15 protein-coding genes are annotated in these 15,934 nt (G+C 72.7%); 9 read left to right on the forward strand and 6 right to left on the reverse strand.

All coding sequences use genetic code 11. The features are described from left to right. A partial coding sequence (locus tag IEY30_RS06650; RefSeq protein WP_188960107.1) for a family 43 glycosylhydrolase occupies positions 1-2,283 on the forward strand: 2,283 nt, incomplete at its 5' end. Positions 2,284-2,365: 82 nt separating this feature from the next. Here IEY30_RS06650 and IEY30_RS06655 read toward each other — a convergent pair. From IEY30_RS06655 to IEY30_RS06665, 3 genes are all read right to left on the reverse strand, one after another. Then, positions 2,366-3,004, reverse strand: a complete 639-nt coding sequence (locus IEY30_RS06655; RefSeq protein WP_030201262.1) for a hypothetical protein — start codon at positions 3,002-3,004, stop codon at positions 2,366-2,368. Positions 3,005-3,089: 85 nt separating this feature from the next. After that, positions 3,090-3,857 carry a pentapeptide repeat-containing protein gene (locus tag IEY30_RS06660; protein WP_030201263.1) on the reverse strand — a complete coding sequence of 256 codons (768 nt, stop codon included), beginning with the start codon at positions 3,855-3,857 and terminating at the stop codon, positions 3,090-3,092. After that, positions 3,854-4,249 (reverse strand): DUF2237 family protein, encoded by a 396-nt coding sequence (locus tag IEY30_RS06665; RefSeq protein WP_030201266.1) that lies wholly within the window; start codon positions 4,247-4,249, stop codon positions 3,854-3,856. The genes IEY30_RS06660 and IEY30_RS06665 overlap by 4 nt, the downstream gene beginning before the upstream one ends. 82 nt (positions 4,250-4,331) lie before the next feature. Here IEY30_RS06665 and IEY30_RS06670 point away from each other — a divergent pair, with 82 nt between their 5' ends. From IEY30_RS06670 to IEY30_RS06700, 7 genes are all read left to right on the forward strand, one after another. Continuing rightward, complete coding sequence (locus IEY30_RS06670; RefSeq protein ID WP_156035444.1) at positions 4,332-4,781, forward strand: hypothetical protein; 450 nt, start codon at positions 4,332-4,334, stop codon at positions 4,779-4,781. Between the two features lie 54 nt (positions 4,782-4,835). Beyond that, entirely contained in the window at positions 4,836-5,246 is a 411-nt protein-coding gene (locus IEY30_RS06675) for a TIGR03618 family F420-dependent PPOX class oxidoreductase (RefSeq protein WP_030201273.1), read from the forward strand. After that, positions 5,243-7,423 carry a penicillin acylase family protein gene (locus IEY30_RS06680; RefSeq protein WP_043417156.1) on the forward strand — a complete coding sequence of 727 codons (2,181 nt, stop codon included), beginning with the start codon at positions 5,243-5,245 and terminating at the stop codon, positions 7,421-7,423. The genes IEY30_RS06675 and IEY30_RS06680 overlap by 4 nt, the downstream gene beginning before the upstream one ends. Positions 7,424-7,629: 206 nt before the next feature. Then, positions 7,630-8,964 (forward strand): hypothetical protein, encoded by a 1,335-nt coding sequence (locus IEY30_RS06685; protein ID WP_030201279.1) that lies wholly within the window; start codon positions 7,630-7,632, stop codon positions 8,962-8,964. A 72-nt stretch (positions 8,965-9,036) separates the two neighbouring features. Beyond that, a complete protein-coding gene (locus tag IEY30_RS06690) occupies positions 9,037-9,525 on the forward strand; it encodes a hypothetical protein (RefSeq protein WP_030201282.1) in 489 nt (162 codons plus the stop codon). Positions 9,526-9,619: 94 nt separating this feature from the next. Then, complete coding sequence (locus IEY30_RS06695) at positions 9,620-10,702, forward strand: DNA polymerase IV (RefSeq protein ID WP_030201285.1); 1,083 nt, start codon at positions 9,620-9,622, stop codon at positions 10,700-10,702. Between the two features lie 57 nt (positions 10,703-10,759). Further along, positions 10,760-11,533, forward strand: coding sequence for a phosphatase PAP2 family protein (locus IEY30_RS06700; protein ID WP_229674872.1), 774 nt, complete (start codon positions 10,760-10,762; stop codon positions 11,531-11,533). A gap of 181 nt (positions 11,534-11,714) precedes the next feature. On the opposite strand, the gene IEY30_RS06705 is transcribed toward IEY30_RS06700, so the two are convergent. Further along, positions 11,715-12,167, reverse strand: coding sequence for a MarR family winged helix-turn-helix transcriptional regulator (locus IEY30_RS06705; protein ID WP_030201287.1), 453 nt, complete (start codon positions 12,165-12,167; stop codon positions 11,715-11,717). 145 nt (positions 12,168-12,312) lie between these two features. Here IEY30_RS06705 and IEY30_RS06710 point away from each other — a divergent pair, with 145 nt between their 5' ends. After that, positions 12,313-13,725, forward strand: coding sequence for an MFS transporter (locus IEY30_RS06710; RefSeq protein WP_043417160.1), 1,413 nt, complete (start codon positions 12,313-12,315; stop codon positions 13,723-13,725). On the opposite strand, the gene IEY30_RS06715 is transcribed toward IEY30_RS06710, so the two are convergent. Together IEY30_RS06715 and IEY30_RS06720 are read right to left on the reverse strand one after the other, a co-directional pair. Then, on the reverse strand, positions 13,641-15,287 hold the full coding sequence (locus tag IEY30_RS06715; RefSeq protein ID WP_030201293.1) for an FAD-binding dehydrogenase: 1,647 nt from the start codon (positions 15,285-15,287) through the stop codon (positions 13,641-13,643). The two genes, IEY30_RS06710 and IEY30_RS06715, sit on opposite strands and share 85 nt — an antisense overlap. A 24-nt stretch (positions 15,288-15,311) precedes the next feature. Continuing rightward, a complete protein-coding gene (locus IEY30_RS06720) occupies positions 15,312-15,860 on the reverse strand; it encodes a DinB family protein (protein WP_081920608.1) in 549 nt (182 codons plus the stop codon). Positions 15,861-15,934: the final 74 nt, after the last annotated feature.

Genomic DNA, 15,934 nt, shown 5'->3' on the forward strand with positions numbered 1-15,934 from the left:
ACCGGCAGCACCTACAACAAGATGATGTACGCGACGACCCGCGACTTCCGCACCTTCAGTGCGCCCAAGGTCTGGGTCGACCCCGGCTACTCGGTCATCGACTCGACGGTGGTCAAGCACGGCGACACCTACTATCGCTTCACCAAGGACGAGCGGAACAACACCTCGTCGACGCCGTGCAGCAAGTTCATCCTCGAGCAGAAGTCGACCTCGCTCCGCTCCACCGACTGGGGCTTCGTCAAGGACTGCATCGGCAAGGCCACGGCGACCGAGCCCGGCATCAACCAGGGCGAGGGGCCGACGGTGTTCAAGTCGAACACCGAGGAGAAGTGGTACGTCTTCATCGACGAGTTCGGCGGGCGTGGCTACGTCCCGTTCGAGACGACCGACCTCGACGCCGGCACCTTCACGATGTCGAAGGACTACCAGCTGCCGGGCCGACCGCGCCACGGCACGGTGCTGCCCGTGACCAAGGCCGAGCTCGAGCGCCTCAAGGCCGGATCCACCAAGGCCCCGACCGACGCCCAGGGCGTCATCGCCGACTACCGCTTCGGCACGTCGGCCGGTGGCACGGGGACGAGCGTCCCCGACGCGTCGGGCCACCAGCCGGCCGCGACGGTCCGGGGTGGCGCGACCCGCACGGCCGACGCCGTCGAGCTCGATGGCACGGACGGCTACGTCGACCTGCCCGACAACCTGCTCGCCGGACTCGACGCCGCGACCGTCTCGACGCAGGTCTGGATCGACCCGTCACAGCCGACGCCCTACTTCCTGTGGGGGCTCGGCAACAGTCTCGACGGGTCCGGCAACGGCTACCTCTTCACCACGGGCAACGCCTACCGCACCGCGATCGCGGCGGGGAACTACTCGACCGAGCAGAACACCGCCGCCGGCCGCGACCTCCGGCGCGGTTCGTGGCACACCCTGACCTACACGCTCTCGGGCGGCACCGCGGTGCTCTACGACAACGGCGTCGAGGTGGCGCGCAACACGAACGTCACGACGACGCCGGGCCAGCTCGGCGGCGGCACGACGACCTCGAACTGGATCGGCCGCTCGCTCTACACCGGCGACCGCTTCCTCAAGGGGAAGGTCCGCTCCTTCACCCTGTGGGACCACGGCCTCTCGGCGAGCGAGGTGCTGGGCCTGCCCGGCAACGAGACCGCGATCGGCTCGGTCGCCCTCGACGAGCTCAAGGTGCCGGCGATCATCGACCCCGCGAGCTCGACCGTCACCCTCCCCGTCAAGCCGGGCACCGACGTCTCGCACCTCAAGCCGTCGTTCGGCATCTCGGCCGACGCGCGCATGACGCCGGGCAGCTCGTCGACCCAGGACTTCACCACCCCGTTCACCTACCGGGTCACCGGCGCCGACGGCAGCTCGCGCGAGTGGACCGTGCGGGCGGTCGTCATGAACAGTCCCGTCCTGCCCGGCTACAACGCGGACCCGAACATCGTCCGCTTCGGCGACACGTACTGGATCTACGCGACGACCGACGGCTTCGACGGCTGGAGCGGGACGACGTTCAAGACGTGGTCGAGCACCGACCTCGTCCACTGGACCGAGCACCCCGTCATCCTCGACCTCGGTCCGGACGTCACGTGGGCCGACGGTCGGGCGTGGGCGCCCGCGGCGATCGAGAAGAACGGGAAGTACTACCTGTACTTCTGCGCTGACGCGAAGATCGGTGTCGCAGTGGCCGACTCGCCGACGGGCCCGTTCAAGGACGCCATCGGCAAGCCACTCGTCGCCGCCAACCCCGACGGCGGGCAGGCCATCGACCCGGCCGTCTTCACCGACGACGACGGCCAGACCTACCTCTACTGGGGCAACGGCAACGCCTACGTCGTGCCACTCAACGCCGACCTGACCTCGTTCGACCCGGCGAAGGTCGAGCGGCTCACCGGGCTCACTGACTTCCGCGAGGGTCTGTTCATGCACCAGCGACAGGGCACCTACTACCTGTCGTGGTCCATCGACGACACACGGAGCGAGAACTACCGGGTCGGCTACGCCACGATGACGAGCCCGCTCGGCGCCGGCCTCGTGAACCGAGGTGAGATCCTCTCCAAGGACCCCTCGCTCGGCATCCTCGGCACCGGTCACCACTCGGTGGTCCAGGTTCCCGGCACCGACGACTGGTACATCGCCTACCACCGGTTCGCGATCCTCGGCGGTGACGGCACCCACCGCGAGGTGACCATCGACCGCCTGCGCTACAACGCGGACGGCACCATCGCGAAGGTCGTCCCGACGCTCGAGAGCGTGCCACCGCTCGGCTGACCGGCCGAGCACGTATGCCGTCGGGCCGAGAGCGCGGCCCTGTCGCCTCCCGGCCCGAACGGCGTACGTCCGCCGGGTTCCGTCACGGAGTGGTGGTCGTCGGCTTCGGTGGGGGAGTCGGCAGCGCGAAGGTCGTCTTCAACGCGCCGTTGACGAGGGTCAGCAGGACGCCGGTCTCCTGGCGGATGACGGCGTAGCGGCTCTGTGCCACGGGCGAGTTCGCCTGGGCCTCGTTCGAGGCCGCGGCGGCGAACAGCCCGAGCGAGCCCAGCCGTCCGTAGTAGCTCGGGGCGTCGAGCCCCGGCGGCGGTCCGTTGGCCCCCAGCCGCGCGAGGTGCTGGGAGAGCAGGTCGAGCTGGAGCGCGGCAGCGTTGCCGGACAACGACATCCGGTCGAGCAGCTGCACGTCGGAGACGAGGTTCGTGTAGTCGGCGAGGGCGACGGGACGGTTGAAGACCGTGCTCGACGTGAGGCTCGGACGCGGCAGCGCGGTCACGGTGACCGCCGGGGTCGCAGTGACGGTGGCCGTCGTCACGACCGTCGTCGTGGCCGTGACGGTCCGGGTCTCGACCTCCGTGACCGTCACCGTCTGGGTCGGCACCGGCGTGCCGGTGCCTCCGGGCACCTGGCTCAGCTCGATGGCGGGCTTGCCCGACGAGCACGCCCCGAGCGCGGCGGCAGCCGACAGCGCGAGTGCGGCTGCAACCCTGGCGCGGTGCACGGACGGCTCCGATGCTCGACGTGGACGGTGCGTCGATTGTCATCGCTGGAGGGCCGCAGCGGGAGGGAATGCGCCAATCGTCTGGTCACGTGCGCGCGGCGGCGAGCTGCGGCCTCGTCAGGAAGAGCGCCCCGTCGAGCCGCGCGCCCCGCAGGTCGGCGTCCCGGAGGTCGGCTCCGAGCAGGTCCGCCCACCGCAGGTCGGCGTCCCGGAGGTCGGCCGCGATGAGCAGCGAGCCGCGCAGGTCCGCGGCCCGCAGGTCGCGTCCGCGCAGGTCGACGCCCACGAGGTCGGCGCCCGCCCGCACCCGACGGGGCGGCTTCGGTATGCCGTGTCGCCGCCGCTGCCGGTCGCGCTCGGTCGCGCTGACGGTCCGGAGCAGGCCTCCGACGCAGGAGCGCACGGCGACGAGGTCGACGGCGAGCACCTCGTCCGGCGATCCGGCCGTCGCCGCCGTGACGTCGTCGGCCGCGGCCGCGAGCTCGGCGCGCGTCACCTCGTCCGGCGCGAGCGCGAGGGCGTCGCGCAGGTGGGCGAGCATTTCGTGCAGCTGGCGCATGACGGGCAGGACGGCATACATCCTCGACGCGGTGCCGGGCGCGTCGCGCCAGGACACCCCGCCGAAGGTCACCTGCGAGACCTGCTGCCCGGCACCGAAGCAGTCGAAGGTGACGCAGCCGCGCCAGCCGCCCTCGACGAGGCGGTCGTGGATGCCGCACCGGTGGTCGGCGAGCAGGTTGCGGCACGGCTCACCAGCCGGCTTGTCGACGGGGAAGTCCGCCGACCGCGCGAACGGGAGCGCGACGCAGCACAGGCCGAAGCACCGGGAGCAGTCGGCCTCGAGGCCACTCACAGCAGCGAGCTCGGGTCGTCGGGGACGTCGGCGGCATACGACTGGAGCAGCTGCAGGGGCACGACCTCGAGGGCACGCTCGTGCGTCGCCGCGAGGAAGACCGGCGCGGCGGCGCCGTCCTGGTGCGCCTCGAGCCAGCGGCTCGCGACGACGCACCACCGGTCGCCCGGGGTCAGCCCCGGGAAGCGCCACTCCGGGCGCGGCGTCACGAGGTCGTAGCCGACGCTGCGCTGGTGCTCGAGGAACTCGGTGGTGACGACGACGCAGATGGTGTGGCTGCCCCGGTCCTCGGGTCCGGTCGTGCAGTAGCCGTCGCGGTAGAAGCCGGTCACCGGGTCGGTGCCGCACGCCTCGAGCTCGGTGCCGAGCACGTTCCGTTCCCGCGCTGCCATGCCCCAAACCTAGTGCTCGACCGGGCCGCGAAGGCTCGCTCGACCAGGCGTGCATCGACGGGCGGATGGCTAGGCTGGCGTCATGCTGGGGATGAAGGAGTACGAGCAGGACTACATCGACGCCTGCCGCTCGCGCATCGAGTCCCAGGTCGCGGTGTTCCACGAGGTCGCCCAGGCCGCGCGCGACCACGGCGACGCCGACGTCTCCGGCCTCGAGGGCGCCCTCGAGTCGCTCGAGTACGAGTACTTCAACAACATGCTCATCGTCCTCGACGGCTACTTCGTCGACCGGCTCCGGGGCGTCGAGGGCAAGGACGGCAACGCCCTCAACGAGGTCCGCGTGCTCGTCCGGTCGCTCATGGAGAACGGCGGCACGGTCATGGCGGACCCGACGATCGGGCTCGACCCGTCCCGCAGCGTCCTCCGGCTCGAGGTGGGCGCTCCCGTGACGCTGACGCTGCAGCAGTACCGCCGGATCTCCGACGCCTTCCTGCGGGAGATCGAGAGCAGGTTCTCCCGCGCGGAGGACTGACGCCTGCACCACCATCGAACACCCGAGAAGCACTGAGGTCGAAGGAGATCCGCAATGCCCCGCGCGCCGATGCCCGCCCACGTGGTGGAGTTCCTGACCCACCCGAACCACGCCACGATCAGCTGCCTGCGCCCCGACGGCTCGCCGGTCTCGGTGCCGACGTGGTACCTCGTCGAGGACGGCCAGGTCGTCGTCAACATGGACGCGGGACGCAAGCGCCTCGAGTGGCTCCGGGCCGACCCGCGCGTCAGCCTCAGCGCCATGGACCCGGTCGACTGGATCACCCACGTCAGCCTCCAGGGGCGTGTCGTCGAGATCGTCGAGGACGCCGACCTCGTCGACATCGACCGCATCGCCACGCACTACACGGGCCGGCCCTACCGCGTGCGCGACCGTCCGCGCGTGACGGCGCGCATCGACGTCGACCGGTGGCACGGCTGGGGCCGGCTGCAGGACGCCAGGTGAGCTCGGAGGTGCGGCGCGACGCCGTCGGCGTCCCGCACCTGCGCGCCGACGACGTCATGGAGCTCGCCCGGCTCCAGGGCCGCATCACCGCCCTCGACCGGGGCTGGCAGGTCGAGCACCACCGCTGGCGCATGGAGGGCCGCACCGCCGAGTACGTCGGACCCGACGGACTCCCCTGGGACCGGTTCGCCCGCCAGGTGCGTCTCGAGCCGACCGTGCAGCGCTGCTTCGAGCGGCTCGACCGCGAGACGCGGACGTGGCTCACGGCATACGTCGACGGGGTCAACGACACCCTGGCCGAAGGGCTCGCCGGCACTCCCGAGGTCGCCCGGCTCGACCTCGGGGCGTATGCAGCGTCGCCGCGCCCGTGGGAGCCGTGGACGCCGCTCGGCATCTTCTGGGGGATCCACCTGCTCTTCGGGACCTTCCCGGCGAAGCTGTTCAACGCGCACGTCGCCGAGCGCCTCGGAGCCCCGGCGCTCGAGCTGCTGAACGCCGAAGGGGTGGAGCGCGCGGCGACCTCGGGCAGCAACGCCTGGGTCGTCGGGGGAGCGCGCACCGCGAGCGGGCTGCCGCTCGTCGCCGGCGACCCGCACCGCACGATCGAGCTGCCCGGCTGCTACCAGCAGGTGGGTCTGGCCTGCCCCGAGTTCGACGTCGTCGGCTTCACCTTCCCCGGCGTGCCCGGGGTGCAGCACTTCGCGCAGACCGGCACCGTCGCGTGGGGCATCACCAACGCGATGGCCGACTACCAGGACCTGACCGTCGAGTCGCTCGGCCACGTCGGCCACGCGGAGGACGGCTCTCCGCTGCTCAAGGCCAGGGGCATCGACGGGTGGGAGCCCGTGCGGTCGTCGACGGAGACGGTGCGGGTCCGCGGCGGCGACGACGTGACGGTGCCCGTCGTCGTGACCGCGCGCGGTCCCGTCGTCACCGGGCTCGAGGCCGAGATCGAGCGCCTCGCCGCCGAGGCGGAGGCGCCCCCGCAGTGGACCGACGAGAGCGTGCAGCCGCGGCGCGCGCACCCTGCCGCACACAGCCTGCGCACGCCGACGCACGTCGAGGAGGACCTCGGCTTCGGCGCGCTCCTGCCGCTCCTGCGCTCGCGGACCGTCGCCGACGTCGAGGAGGCGCTCTCGCGGTGGGTCGAGCCGGTCAACAGCGTCCTCGTCGCCGACGTCTCGGGGCGCATGCGCCACCTCGTCGTCGGCCGGGTGCCGGAGCGCGACGAGATCGGTGGGGTCCTCCCGGTCGACGCGTGGGACCCCCGGCACGAGTGGCACGGCTACCGGCGCGGACCGGCACGCGACGTCGACGACGTCATGGTGAGCGCGAACGACCGGGACAGCGGGGGCGGGCTGGGCGTCGAGTACGCGACGCCGTTCCGCGCCGACCGCATCCGGTCGCTCATCGAGTCGCTGAGCAGCTCGGGCCGTGCTCTCACGGTCGACGACTGCGCGGCCATCCACGTCGACACCCTCAACGGGCAGGCCGACCTCATGCGCGAGCTCGTCGAGGCGGCGGACGTGACGGGGCCCGCGGCCGAGGTCCGGGCGCAGCTGCTCGCGTGGGACGCGCGCAGCGACGCGGGCAGCACCGGTGCCGCGCTCTTCGCCGCGTGGCGGACCGCGCTCGTGCGATGGTTCTCCGAGCACCCGCGGCTCGCGGTGCTGCACGAGCCGAGCGGCCACTCACGACTGTTCACCGCGTGGACCGACGTCACGACGCAGATCGGGGCCGGCTGGCACTCGATGGCGCTGCTCGGTCCGCGGCACGGCATCGACGTGCACGAGGGCGTATGCGTGGCGCTCGATCGCGTTGCCGCGCAGGCGGACTCGCCCACCCCGTGGGGTGAGCGGCACTGGCTCGATCCCGTCCACGCCCTGTCCGTGTCGGGTCGTGCGCCGCGCGTGCCTCGTGACCCGGTGAGCGGTGACAAGGGCTGCGTGCACGCCGCCGCGAGCGCGCCCGGCGTCACCGACCACTGCTACGGCGGCGCTGCGGCCCGCTACGTCTGGGACCTCGCCGACCGCGACGCCAGCCGGTGGGTGGTGCCGTTCGGCGCGAGCGGCGACGCCCGGGACCCGCACTTCGCCGACCAGACCAGTGCCTGGCTGGAGGGGACGCTGCACCCGGTGCGGCCGCTCGCGTCCGAGGGGTCGGACCGCAAGAGGTAGCCGTCTGCGTCGAGGGCGTCACCGGGCGTCCGGTCGCCGAGCTGCAGCATGGAGGACGTCTGTCGCCCCGCCGAAGCGGGACGGAACACGAATTTTGCCCTTCTTTTACTATTTACGGTACAAAACGTGACTTTGACCCCTACTGTCTCCCTGTAAGGGCACCACCTCGGCCGGTGCCTCGCGTGATCGCAGGAGTAGTGAGTCTGGTGACGACGAGCATGACGCCCACGCACGGCGACCCGCGCACCCCGGTTCCACGTGCTGCGCGCGGCGCCGACGCCGACGCCGAGCGCTGGCTCCCGGACCCGTCCTGGCCCGTGCCCCCGCGCGGCTGGCAGCTGTGGGCGGCCGCCGGCTCCGCCTCGGGCCCCGGGCGAGCGCGCCGCGAGATCGCGCGCGACTCCAGCGTGCACTCGGGCGCCCCGATGCACCACACTGACGACGTGCTGTCCGAAATGCCGAGATTGGTCGCAATCGAGGATGCCTCGTTCACGCTGCCGACCCGCCCCAGTGCCCTCGTCGACGAGGCCTGGCCGAGCGAGGAGCGGGTCGACCTCCTCGCCGACCGACAGGCGTCCCGCCGCCTGCCCGAGGGGACCCTCGGTGGCTTCGCGGCCCTCGCCACGCTCCTGATCATCAGCGTCCTCGTCGGCGGCCCCATCGGCGGCCTCGTCGTCCTCGGCGTCTCCACCCTGCTCGCTGCGAGCGCGGCCCTGGTGCGCGGTGGACTCTCGCTCGCCCGGGTCGGCGGCCAGCGGGGCGCCGGTCTGCTCCTCGGCGCGGCCGTCATGGCCCTGATCGCCGGCTCGGTCGCCGCGCACGACCGGCCCGGCGGCACCCGTGGCGTCGAGGCCGCGCTCGTCCCGGTCAGCACGCTCAGCTCCACCGGCTCGGCCGACCCGAGCGGTCAGCCCGGCTCGGACTCCGACACCGAGACGGCCTATGCCGCCGTCCCCCCGTCCGCGGCCACGACCCGCCCGTCCCAGGCGTCGTCGACCGCACGCGCGCACGACGCGACGAAGGGCGGTGCCCCCGCGGCGCCGACGACTCCGGCTCCCGCCAGACCTGTCACCGCGGCGACCCCCGCGGTGCCGGCCAAGGCTGCCGTGCCCGGCGGCGCGGGCACGCCCGCGACCCCTGCGGTCCCCGCCACTCCGGCCACTCCGGCGAAGCCCGGCGTCAAGGCCAGCGCCTCCGTCGCGCTCCCGGGTCTCACGCTCGGTGGGATCCTCACCCTGTCGCCCGACGCGCTGAGCCCGAGGCCCGCCCCGACGCAGACCACGGCCCCGACGCCTCCCAAGGCCCCGAAGACGCCCAAGGCTCCCAAAACCATGAAGGCGACCAAGGCGACCAAGGCGACCTCGTCCACGAAGGCGTCCACGGCCGCGAAGGCAGCGAAGGCCGCGAAGGCAACGAAGGCAACGAAGGCAACGAAGGCAACGACGACGGCCAAGGGCGCGAAGGCGTCGAAGGCGGCGAAGGCCGCCACGGCGTCCGCAGTCGCAGCTGCGCGGTCCGTCCTGGTATCGGCGCTGGGCTGAGACCTGCCGCGTCGGTCGCGGCTGCTCTCGGTCGCTGGGGACCTGTGCCACAGTGACCTCGTGGGTAAAACTATGACGCGGGCCACGATGATCTGGTTCGTCGGAGCGGCGATCGTGGGGGTCGTCGCCGGGGGCCTGCATCTGCTCCGTTCCGCCATCGGCGGCTCGCACACGGGACTGCCGCTCGCGGTCGCCGCCTTCGCCCTGACCGCTCTCGCGGCCCTCATGCTCTTCCACGGCGTCATGCTCGCCGCCCGCGAGCAGGACGCCGCGGCCGCACGCTCGCCTCGGGCTGTCAGCCCGCGCGAGCGCGTCGACCCGTACGTCCGTCCCGACGAGGACGACTACGCCGACGACGACTACGCCGACGAAGACGACCAGCGCTGGGCGCCGGCCGCCCGGCCGGCCGAGCAGCGGGACGAGCCTTTCGACAGATCCGACGACGGGTCTCACGACAGAACTCATGACCAGGGCCCGGACGTCTACACCTTCCGCGGCGGCAAGCCGGTCGTCGAGCGGGGCGCCCGTCCCGCGCGGCGGGACCGGCCCTCGAGAGGCTGACGTCGCGCTGACGTCGCGCTGACGTCGCGCTCACGTCGCGCTCACGTCGGGCTGAGATCGGGCCGACGTCGCACCTGCCGGGCACAATGACGGGATGAGCGCCGGCCGCACCGCGTGGGTGCTGCACGTCGACCTCGACCAGTTCATCGCTGCCGTCGAGGTGCTGCGCCGTCCCGAGCTGGCGGGCCTGCCCGTCATCGTCGGCGGTCGTGGTGACCCGACCGAGCGCGCGGTCGTCTCCACGGCGAGCTACGAGGCCCGGCAGTTCGGCGTCGGCTCCGGCATGCCGTTGCGCATCGCCGCCCGCAAGGTGCCCGACGCGGTGATCCTGCCCGTCGACGCCCCTGCCTACACCGAGGCGTCCGAGCGGGTCATGGAGGCGTTGCGCGGGCTCGGGGTCGTCGTCGAGGTGCTCGGCTGGGACGAGGCCTTCCTCGGGGTCGAGACCGACGACCCCGAGGCCTTCGCCGAGCGGGCGCGGGCCGCCGTGCTCGACGCGACCGAGCTGCACTGCTCGGTCGGCATCGGCGACAACAAGGTCCGCGCCAAGATCGCAACGGGCTTCGGCAAGCCGCGCGGCGTGTTCCGCCTGACCCGCGACAACTGGTTCGAGGTCATGGGCTCCCGGCCCACCATCGACCTCTGGGGCGTCGGCTCCAAGGTGTCCAAGCGCCTGGCCGCGCACGCGATCAACACGGTGCGCGAGCTGGCCGATGCCGACGAGTCCGTGCTCGTCGGCGAGTTCGGTCCGCGGATGGGCGTCTGGTACTCCCAGCTCGGCCGCGGCATCGGCTCCGCCGTGGTCGACGACTCGCCCTGGGTCGCGCGCGGGCACAGCCGTGAGACCACCTACCAGCGCAACCTCACGACGTCGGACGAGGTGCGTGACGCCGTGCGCGAGCTCGCCTCGCAGGTCTTCGACGACACGGTCAAGGAGGGGCGGCCGGTCTTCCGGGTCACCCTCAAGGTGCGTTACGCGCCGTTCTTCACGGCGACGAAGGCGCGCAAGCTGCCGGCGCCGACGACCGAGCGGGCCGACGTCGTCAAGGCCGCCGTCGCCCTCGCCGAGTCGCTCGACTCCGGGCGCGAGGTCCGGCTGCTCGGCGTCCGTGCCGAGATGGTGATGCCCGAGGAGGGCGACCCCGTCGAGCGCACGCCGGTGCGCGGGCGGCTCTGACGGGTTCGTGGCGGGTCCGGAACGGGGCTCTCATCTTCGTGACCTACGGTCGTGCGCATGTCCTCTCGAGATGACGGTGCGGTGGACGTCCGGCGACGTTTCGGCGGCGGTCCGGTGACGGGCGCCCTGTCGGTGGTCGTGGTCGTCGCGGTCGTCGTCGTCCTGCTCTTCGTCGTGCGTGACGCCGCCTACCGGGCGACCGCCTCAGGCGCCGTGGCGCTGCCCTCCGTCGTCGGTGGGCTGCTCGAGGTCATCGGTGAGCTGGGGCTCGTCGTCCTCGCCGGGGTAGCCGTCCTGCTCACCTGGCGCGCTCGTTCGCAGGGCCTCGAGCACCTCGCCGTCGCCGCCGTGGCCGCGGTCTCGACGGTCGCGGCCTACGTGCTCAGCGAGGTCGTCAAGGGCTTCGTGCGTGAGGAGCGGCCGTGCCGCACGCTGTCGGTGCACACCGTCGCGGCGTGCCCGGCGTCCGGGGACTGGTCCTGGCCCAGCAACCACGCCACGATCGCGGGCTCCCTCGCGACGGCGATCGTCGTGCTGGCCCCGATGTGGTGGCGCCTGGCCGTCCCGCTCGCCCTCGCCGTCGGCGCGTCCCGGGTGCTGACCGGCGCGCACTACTGGCACGACGTCGTCGCCGGCCTCGCCGTCGGGGTTCTCGTCGTGTGGTTCGGCACGTGGGCCCTGGCCCCGACCGCGCACCGGCTGCTCCAGCGGTCGGTCGCGTCCGGGTCGCCGCGCTGGCGTCGTGCCGTCGGCCAGGGCTACGAGCCGAGGTATGCCGCCAGCGACCTCCCCGACGAGGGCGCGGACGGCGGGACGGCCGACCCGAGCTGACCGAGCCGGGCCGACCGAGCCGGGCCGACCGAGCCGGGCCGACCGAGCCGGGCCGACCGAGCCGGGCCGACCGAGCCGGGCCGACCGAGCCGGGCCGACCGAGCCGGGCCGACCGAGCCGGGCAGACCGAGCCGGGCCGACCGAGCCGAGCTGACCGAGCCGGGCCGGCCGGGCGGGCCGCTCAGACCCGAGCCGGCTGGGCCTGGTGGAGGAAGCCGACGAGGGGGGCGAGCTCGGGCACGTCGCCGGCGCTCTGGAGCGACTCCTCGAGCACCTCGTCGTGGGTGGGGGCGGCCTCGCGGTAGAGCGCCCAGCCACGGTCGGTGAGCTCGGTGTAGATGCCCCGGCGGTCGTCGGCGCACAGCACCCGGGTCAGCAGGCCGCGGTCCTCGAGGCGGTTGACCAGTCGCGTCGTCGCCGACGACGAGAGGGCGGCGGCGCGGGCGAGCTGGCTCATCCGCATGTGCCAGCCGTCCTGACGCGAGAGGGCGTCGAGCACGGTGAACTCGACGACCGAGAGCTCGTGGCGACGCACGAGCTCTCGCTCGAGAGCGCTCTCGATGTGTCCGTGCAGGGCGGCCAGGGTGCGCCACCCGGAGGCGCGCACCTCGACGGCGGAGTCAGCGATTCCCATGCGGACCATCATAACGCGCGTTTGCAATATGCCGCGCATGCAACTAACGTCGCTCGTCATCGCTTAGTTGCACACGCGGCATACCGGCGAAAGCAGAGAGGCTCGGACCGGCGCCCACCTCCTCAACGGAAGGACTCGGAACCCAATGCCACTCGGTCTCATCGCCCTCGCTCTCGGGGGCTTCGGCATCGGCCTGACGGAGTTCGTCATCGCCGGTCTCATCAGCACGGTCGCCACCGACATGGGGGTCTCCATCCCCGTCGCGGGCTACCTCATCAGCGGCTACGCGCTCGCCGTCGTCGTCGGCGCGCTGGGCCTCACGCCGGTGCTCGGCGCCTGGCGCCCCAAGCGCGCGCTGCTCGCCCTCATGGTCCTCTTCATCGTCGGCAACACCCTGTCGGCCGTCGCCACCGGCTACGGCATGCTCCTCGCCGGTCGGGTCGTCGCGGCGCTCGCGCACGGCGCGTTCTTCGGCATCGGCTCGGTGCTGGCCGCCTCGCTCGTGCCGGCCGACCGCAAGGCCGGCGCCATCTCGATCATGTTCGGTGGGCTCACGCTCGCCAACGTCCTCGGCGTCCCGCTCGGGACCTTCGTCGGCCAGCAGTGGGGCTGGCGGGCGACCTTCGCCGTCATCGCCGTCGTCGGGGTCGTCGCCGCGGCCGGCATCGCTGCGCTCGTCCCGGACGCCACCGCCGAGACGCAGTCCGGTGGGTCGGCGCAGTCGCCGCAGTCGGCGGGACGGGCCGCCGGCCTGCGCGCCGAGCTCGCCGCCTTCCGCACCGGCCAGGTCTGGTTCTCGCTCGCGATGACCGTCCTCGTCTTCGGCGGCATGTTCGGCGCCTTCATGTACGTCGAGCCGCTCCTGACCCGCGTCACCGGCTTCGACGGGTCTGCGGTGCCGTGGCTGCTCGTCCTCTTCGGTGTCGGCCTCTTCGCCGGCAACCTGCTCGGCGGTCGCTGGGCCGACCGCGCCCTGGCCCGCACGCTCGTCGTGCTGACGCTCGCGCTCGCCGTCTCGCTCGTCGCCTTCGCGCTGCTCTCCGGCAGCCAGGTCGGCTCGGCGGCCATGCTGCTGGCCATGGGCTTCTTCGGCTTCGCCGCCGTGCCCGGCCTGCAGATGCGGGTGCTCGGCCACGCTGCCGGAGCGCCGACGATGGCCTCCTCGGCCAACATCGCGGCCTTCAACGTCGGCAACTTCCTCGGCGTCTGGATCTCGGGCCTGGCCATCAGCGCCGGCCTCGGTTGGACCTCGCCGCTGTGGGTCGGCGCGGGCTTCGCGTCGCTGGGACTCGTCGTGCTCCTCGCCGCCACGGCAGCCGAGCGCCGGACGGCACCGGGGCCGACGGAGGCTGCTGGCGCCGAGCACCCCGAGCCGCTGGACGCCCCCGCCCCGTCGCCTGACACGGGTTCGAGGTGGTTCGAGGTGATCCCGGCAGGCACGCGCCTGCCGGGATCACCTCGAACCGAGGGGGATCAGAGGGCGGCGGCGACCGAGCGTCCGGCCGTGCGGCCGCTGAAGAGGCAGCCACCGAGGAAGGTGCCCTCGAGCGAGTTGTAGCCGTGCATGCCACCGCCGCCGAAGCCGCTCACCTCGCCCGCGGCATACACCCCGGGCAGGGGGTCGCCACCCGGCCGCAGGACCCGCCCGGCGAGGTCGGTCTCGAGCCCGCCGAGGGTCTTGCGGGTCAGGATGTTGAGCCGGACGGCGATGAGCGGGCCGGCCTTGGGGTCGAGCAGCTTGTGCGGGCTCGCCACGCGAATCAGCTTGTCCCCGCGGTAGTTCCGGGCTCCGCGGATCGCCGTGACCTGGGCGTCCTTGCTGAAGTCGTTGTCCATCTCGTTGTCACGCGCGACGACGGTGCGCCGCAGCGACTCGACGTCGATGAGGTCGTCGCCGGTCAGCGCGTTCATGCCTCGGACGAGCTCGTCGAGAGTGTCGGCCACGACGAAGTCCTCGCCGTGGGTCTTGAACGCCTCGACGGGCCCCGGCGCCCCCTTGCGGGCCCGGCCGAGCACCTGCTTGACGTCCTTGCCGGTGAGGTCGGGGTTCTGCTCGGAGCCCGAGAGGGCGAACTCCTTCTCGATGATGCGCTGGGTCAGCACGAACCAGGAGTAGTCGTGGCCGCTGCGCATGATGTGGCCGAGCGTGCCGAGAGTGTCGAAGCCCGGGAAGTACGGCGCCGGGAACCGGCGGCCGCGCGCGTCGAGCCACAGCGACGAGGGCCCAGGCAGGATGCGGATGCCGTGGTTGTCCCACACGGGGTCCCAGTTGCGCAGGCCCTCGGTGTAGTGCCACATCCGGTCGGGGTTGATGACGTGGCCCCCGGCCGCCTGCGTGATGCCGAGCATGCGGCCGTCGACGTGGGCAGGCACGCCGGCCACCATGCGCGCCGGGGGAGTCCCGAGCCGCTCGGGCCAGGCCCGGCGCACGAGGTCGTGGTCGCCGCCGATGCCCCCGCTCGTGACGACGACGGCCTGCGCGGTGATCTCGAAGTCGCCGACCTCCTCACGGCTGCTCGGCCGGCCGCGCTCGACGCCGTCGGGCGCGAGGAGGCGACCGCGTACGCCCGTGGTCGCCCCGGCGGTCAGGACGAGCTCGTCGACGCGGTGTCGGAAGGCGAGGGTGACGCGGCCGCTCGCCACGGCGGCGCGCACACGCCGCTCGAACGGCTCGACGATGCCGGGGCCCGTGCCCCACGTGATGTGGAAGCGCGGCACGGAGTTGCCGTGGCCGTCCGCGCGGCCGTCGCCCCGCTCGGCCCAGCCGACGACGGGGAAGAGGCGGTGGCCCTGCTCGTGCAGCCACGCGCGCTTCTCGCCGGCCGCGAAGTGCAGGTAGGCCTCGGCCCACTTGCGCGGCCAGAAGTCCTCGTCGCGGTCGAACTGCGCCGAGCCCATCCAGTCCTGCGTCGCGAGCTCGAGGCTGTCCTTGATCCCCATCCGGCGCTGCTCGGGGCTGTCGACGAGGAAGAGGCCGCCGAAGCTCCAGAAGGCCTGGCCTCCGAGCGACTGCTCGCCCTCCTGGTCGACGAGCACGACCCGCTTCCCGCGGTCGGCCAGCTCTGCGGTGGCGACGAGCCCGGCAAGGCCCGCACCCACGACGACGACGTCGGCTTCCATGGGTCCGATCATGTCACCCGTGGGTCACTGGCCGGTGGCGCCGTCGACGCACTCGCGCAGCAGGTCCGCGTGGCCGCAGTGCCTGGCGTACTCCTCGATCATGTGGACGAGGACCTCGCGCAGGTTGATGCGTGTGTGCGGGTCGAGGCTGACGAGGTCGAGCGACTCGGCCGCGTCGACGAAGGCCTCGGCGTGGGTGACCTCCTCGCGCCACCGCGCCCAGGCCTCCTCGACGACGGCGTCGTCGCCGACCGCACCGTTGAAGTCGGCGTCGCGGTCGTCCGGGGTGCGGTAGAGCCGCGGGACGTCCTCGCCCGCCATGGTCCGGCGGAACCAGTTGCGCTCGACCGCGGCCATGTGACGCACGAGCCCGAGGAGCGAGAGCGTCGAGGGCGGGACCGACCGCGTCGCCAGCTGCTCGGCGGTGAGCCCCGAGCACTTCAGCTCGAGGGTCAGACGGTAGCTGCGCAGGTAGTCGAGCAGGGTGGCCCGCTCGTCGCCGAGCACCGCCTCCTGCGATCGGGGGTCGTCCTCGGGGTCGACCCACATGTCGGGGTGCTTCTGTCCGGCCATGCGTGCCATGGTGGTGCAGTGTCGGCCCGTGCGCCACGCGATATCAGCCGGACGGCATACGCTGTCGGCGAATC

Origin of the sequence: Terrabacter tumescens, assembly GCF_014646815.1 — a bacterium.
Lineage (GTDB): Bacteria > Actinomycetota > Actinomycetes > Actinomycetales > Dermatophilaceae > Terrabacter > Terrabacter tumescens.

Coding starts and splice junctions, on each gene's coding strand:
- IEY30_RS06710 (WP_043417160.1), top strand. CDS start 12,313: ATGCCACTCGGTCTCATCGCCCTCGCTCTCGGGGGCTTCGGCATCGGC.
- IEY30_RS06665 (WP_030201266.1), bottom strand. CDS start 4,249: ATGGCAGCGCGGGAACGGAACGTGCTCGGCACCGAGCTCGAGGCGTGC.
- IEY30_RS06720 (WP_081920608.1), bottom strand. CDS start 15,860: ATGGCCGGACAGAAGCACCCCGACATGTGGGTCGACCCCGAGGACGAC.
- IEY30_RS06690 (WP_030201282.1), top strand. CDS start 9,037: ATGACGCGGGCCACGATGATCTGGTTCGTCGGAGCGGCGATCGTGGGG.
- IEY30_RS06695 (WP_030201285.1), top strand. CDS start 9,620: ATGAGCGCCGGCCGCACCGCGTGGGTGCTGCACGTCGACCTCGACCAG.
- IEY30_RS06700 (WP_229674872.1), top strand. CDS start 10,760: ATGTCCTCTCGAGATGACGGTGCGGTGGACGTCCGGCGACGTTTCGGC.
- IEY30_RS06670 (WP_156035444.1), top strand. CDS start 4,332: ATGCTGGGGATGAAGGAGTACGAGCAGGACTACATCGACGCCTGCCGC.
- IEY30_RS06705 (WP_030201287.1), bottom strand. CDS start 12,167: ATGGGAATCGCTGACTCCGCCGTCGAGGTGCGCGCCTCCGGGTGGCGC.
- IEY30_RS06675 (WP_030201273.1), top strand. CDS start 4,836: ATGCCCCGCGCGCCGATGCCCGCCCACGTGGTGGAGTTCCTGACCCAC.
- IEY30_RS06715 (WP_030201293.1), bottom strand. CDS start 15,287: ATGGAAGCCGACGTCGTCGTCGTGGGTGCGGGCCTTGCCGGGCTCGTC.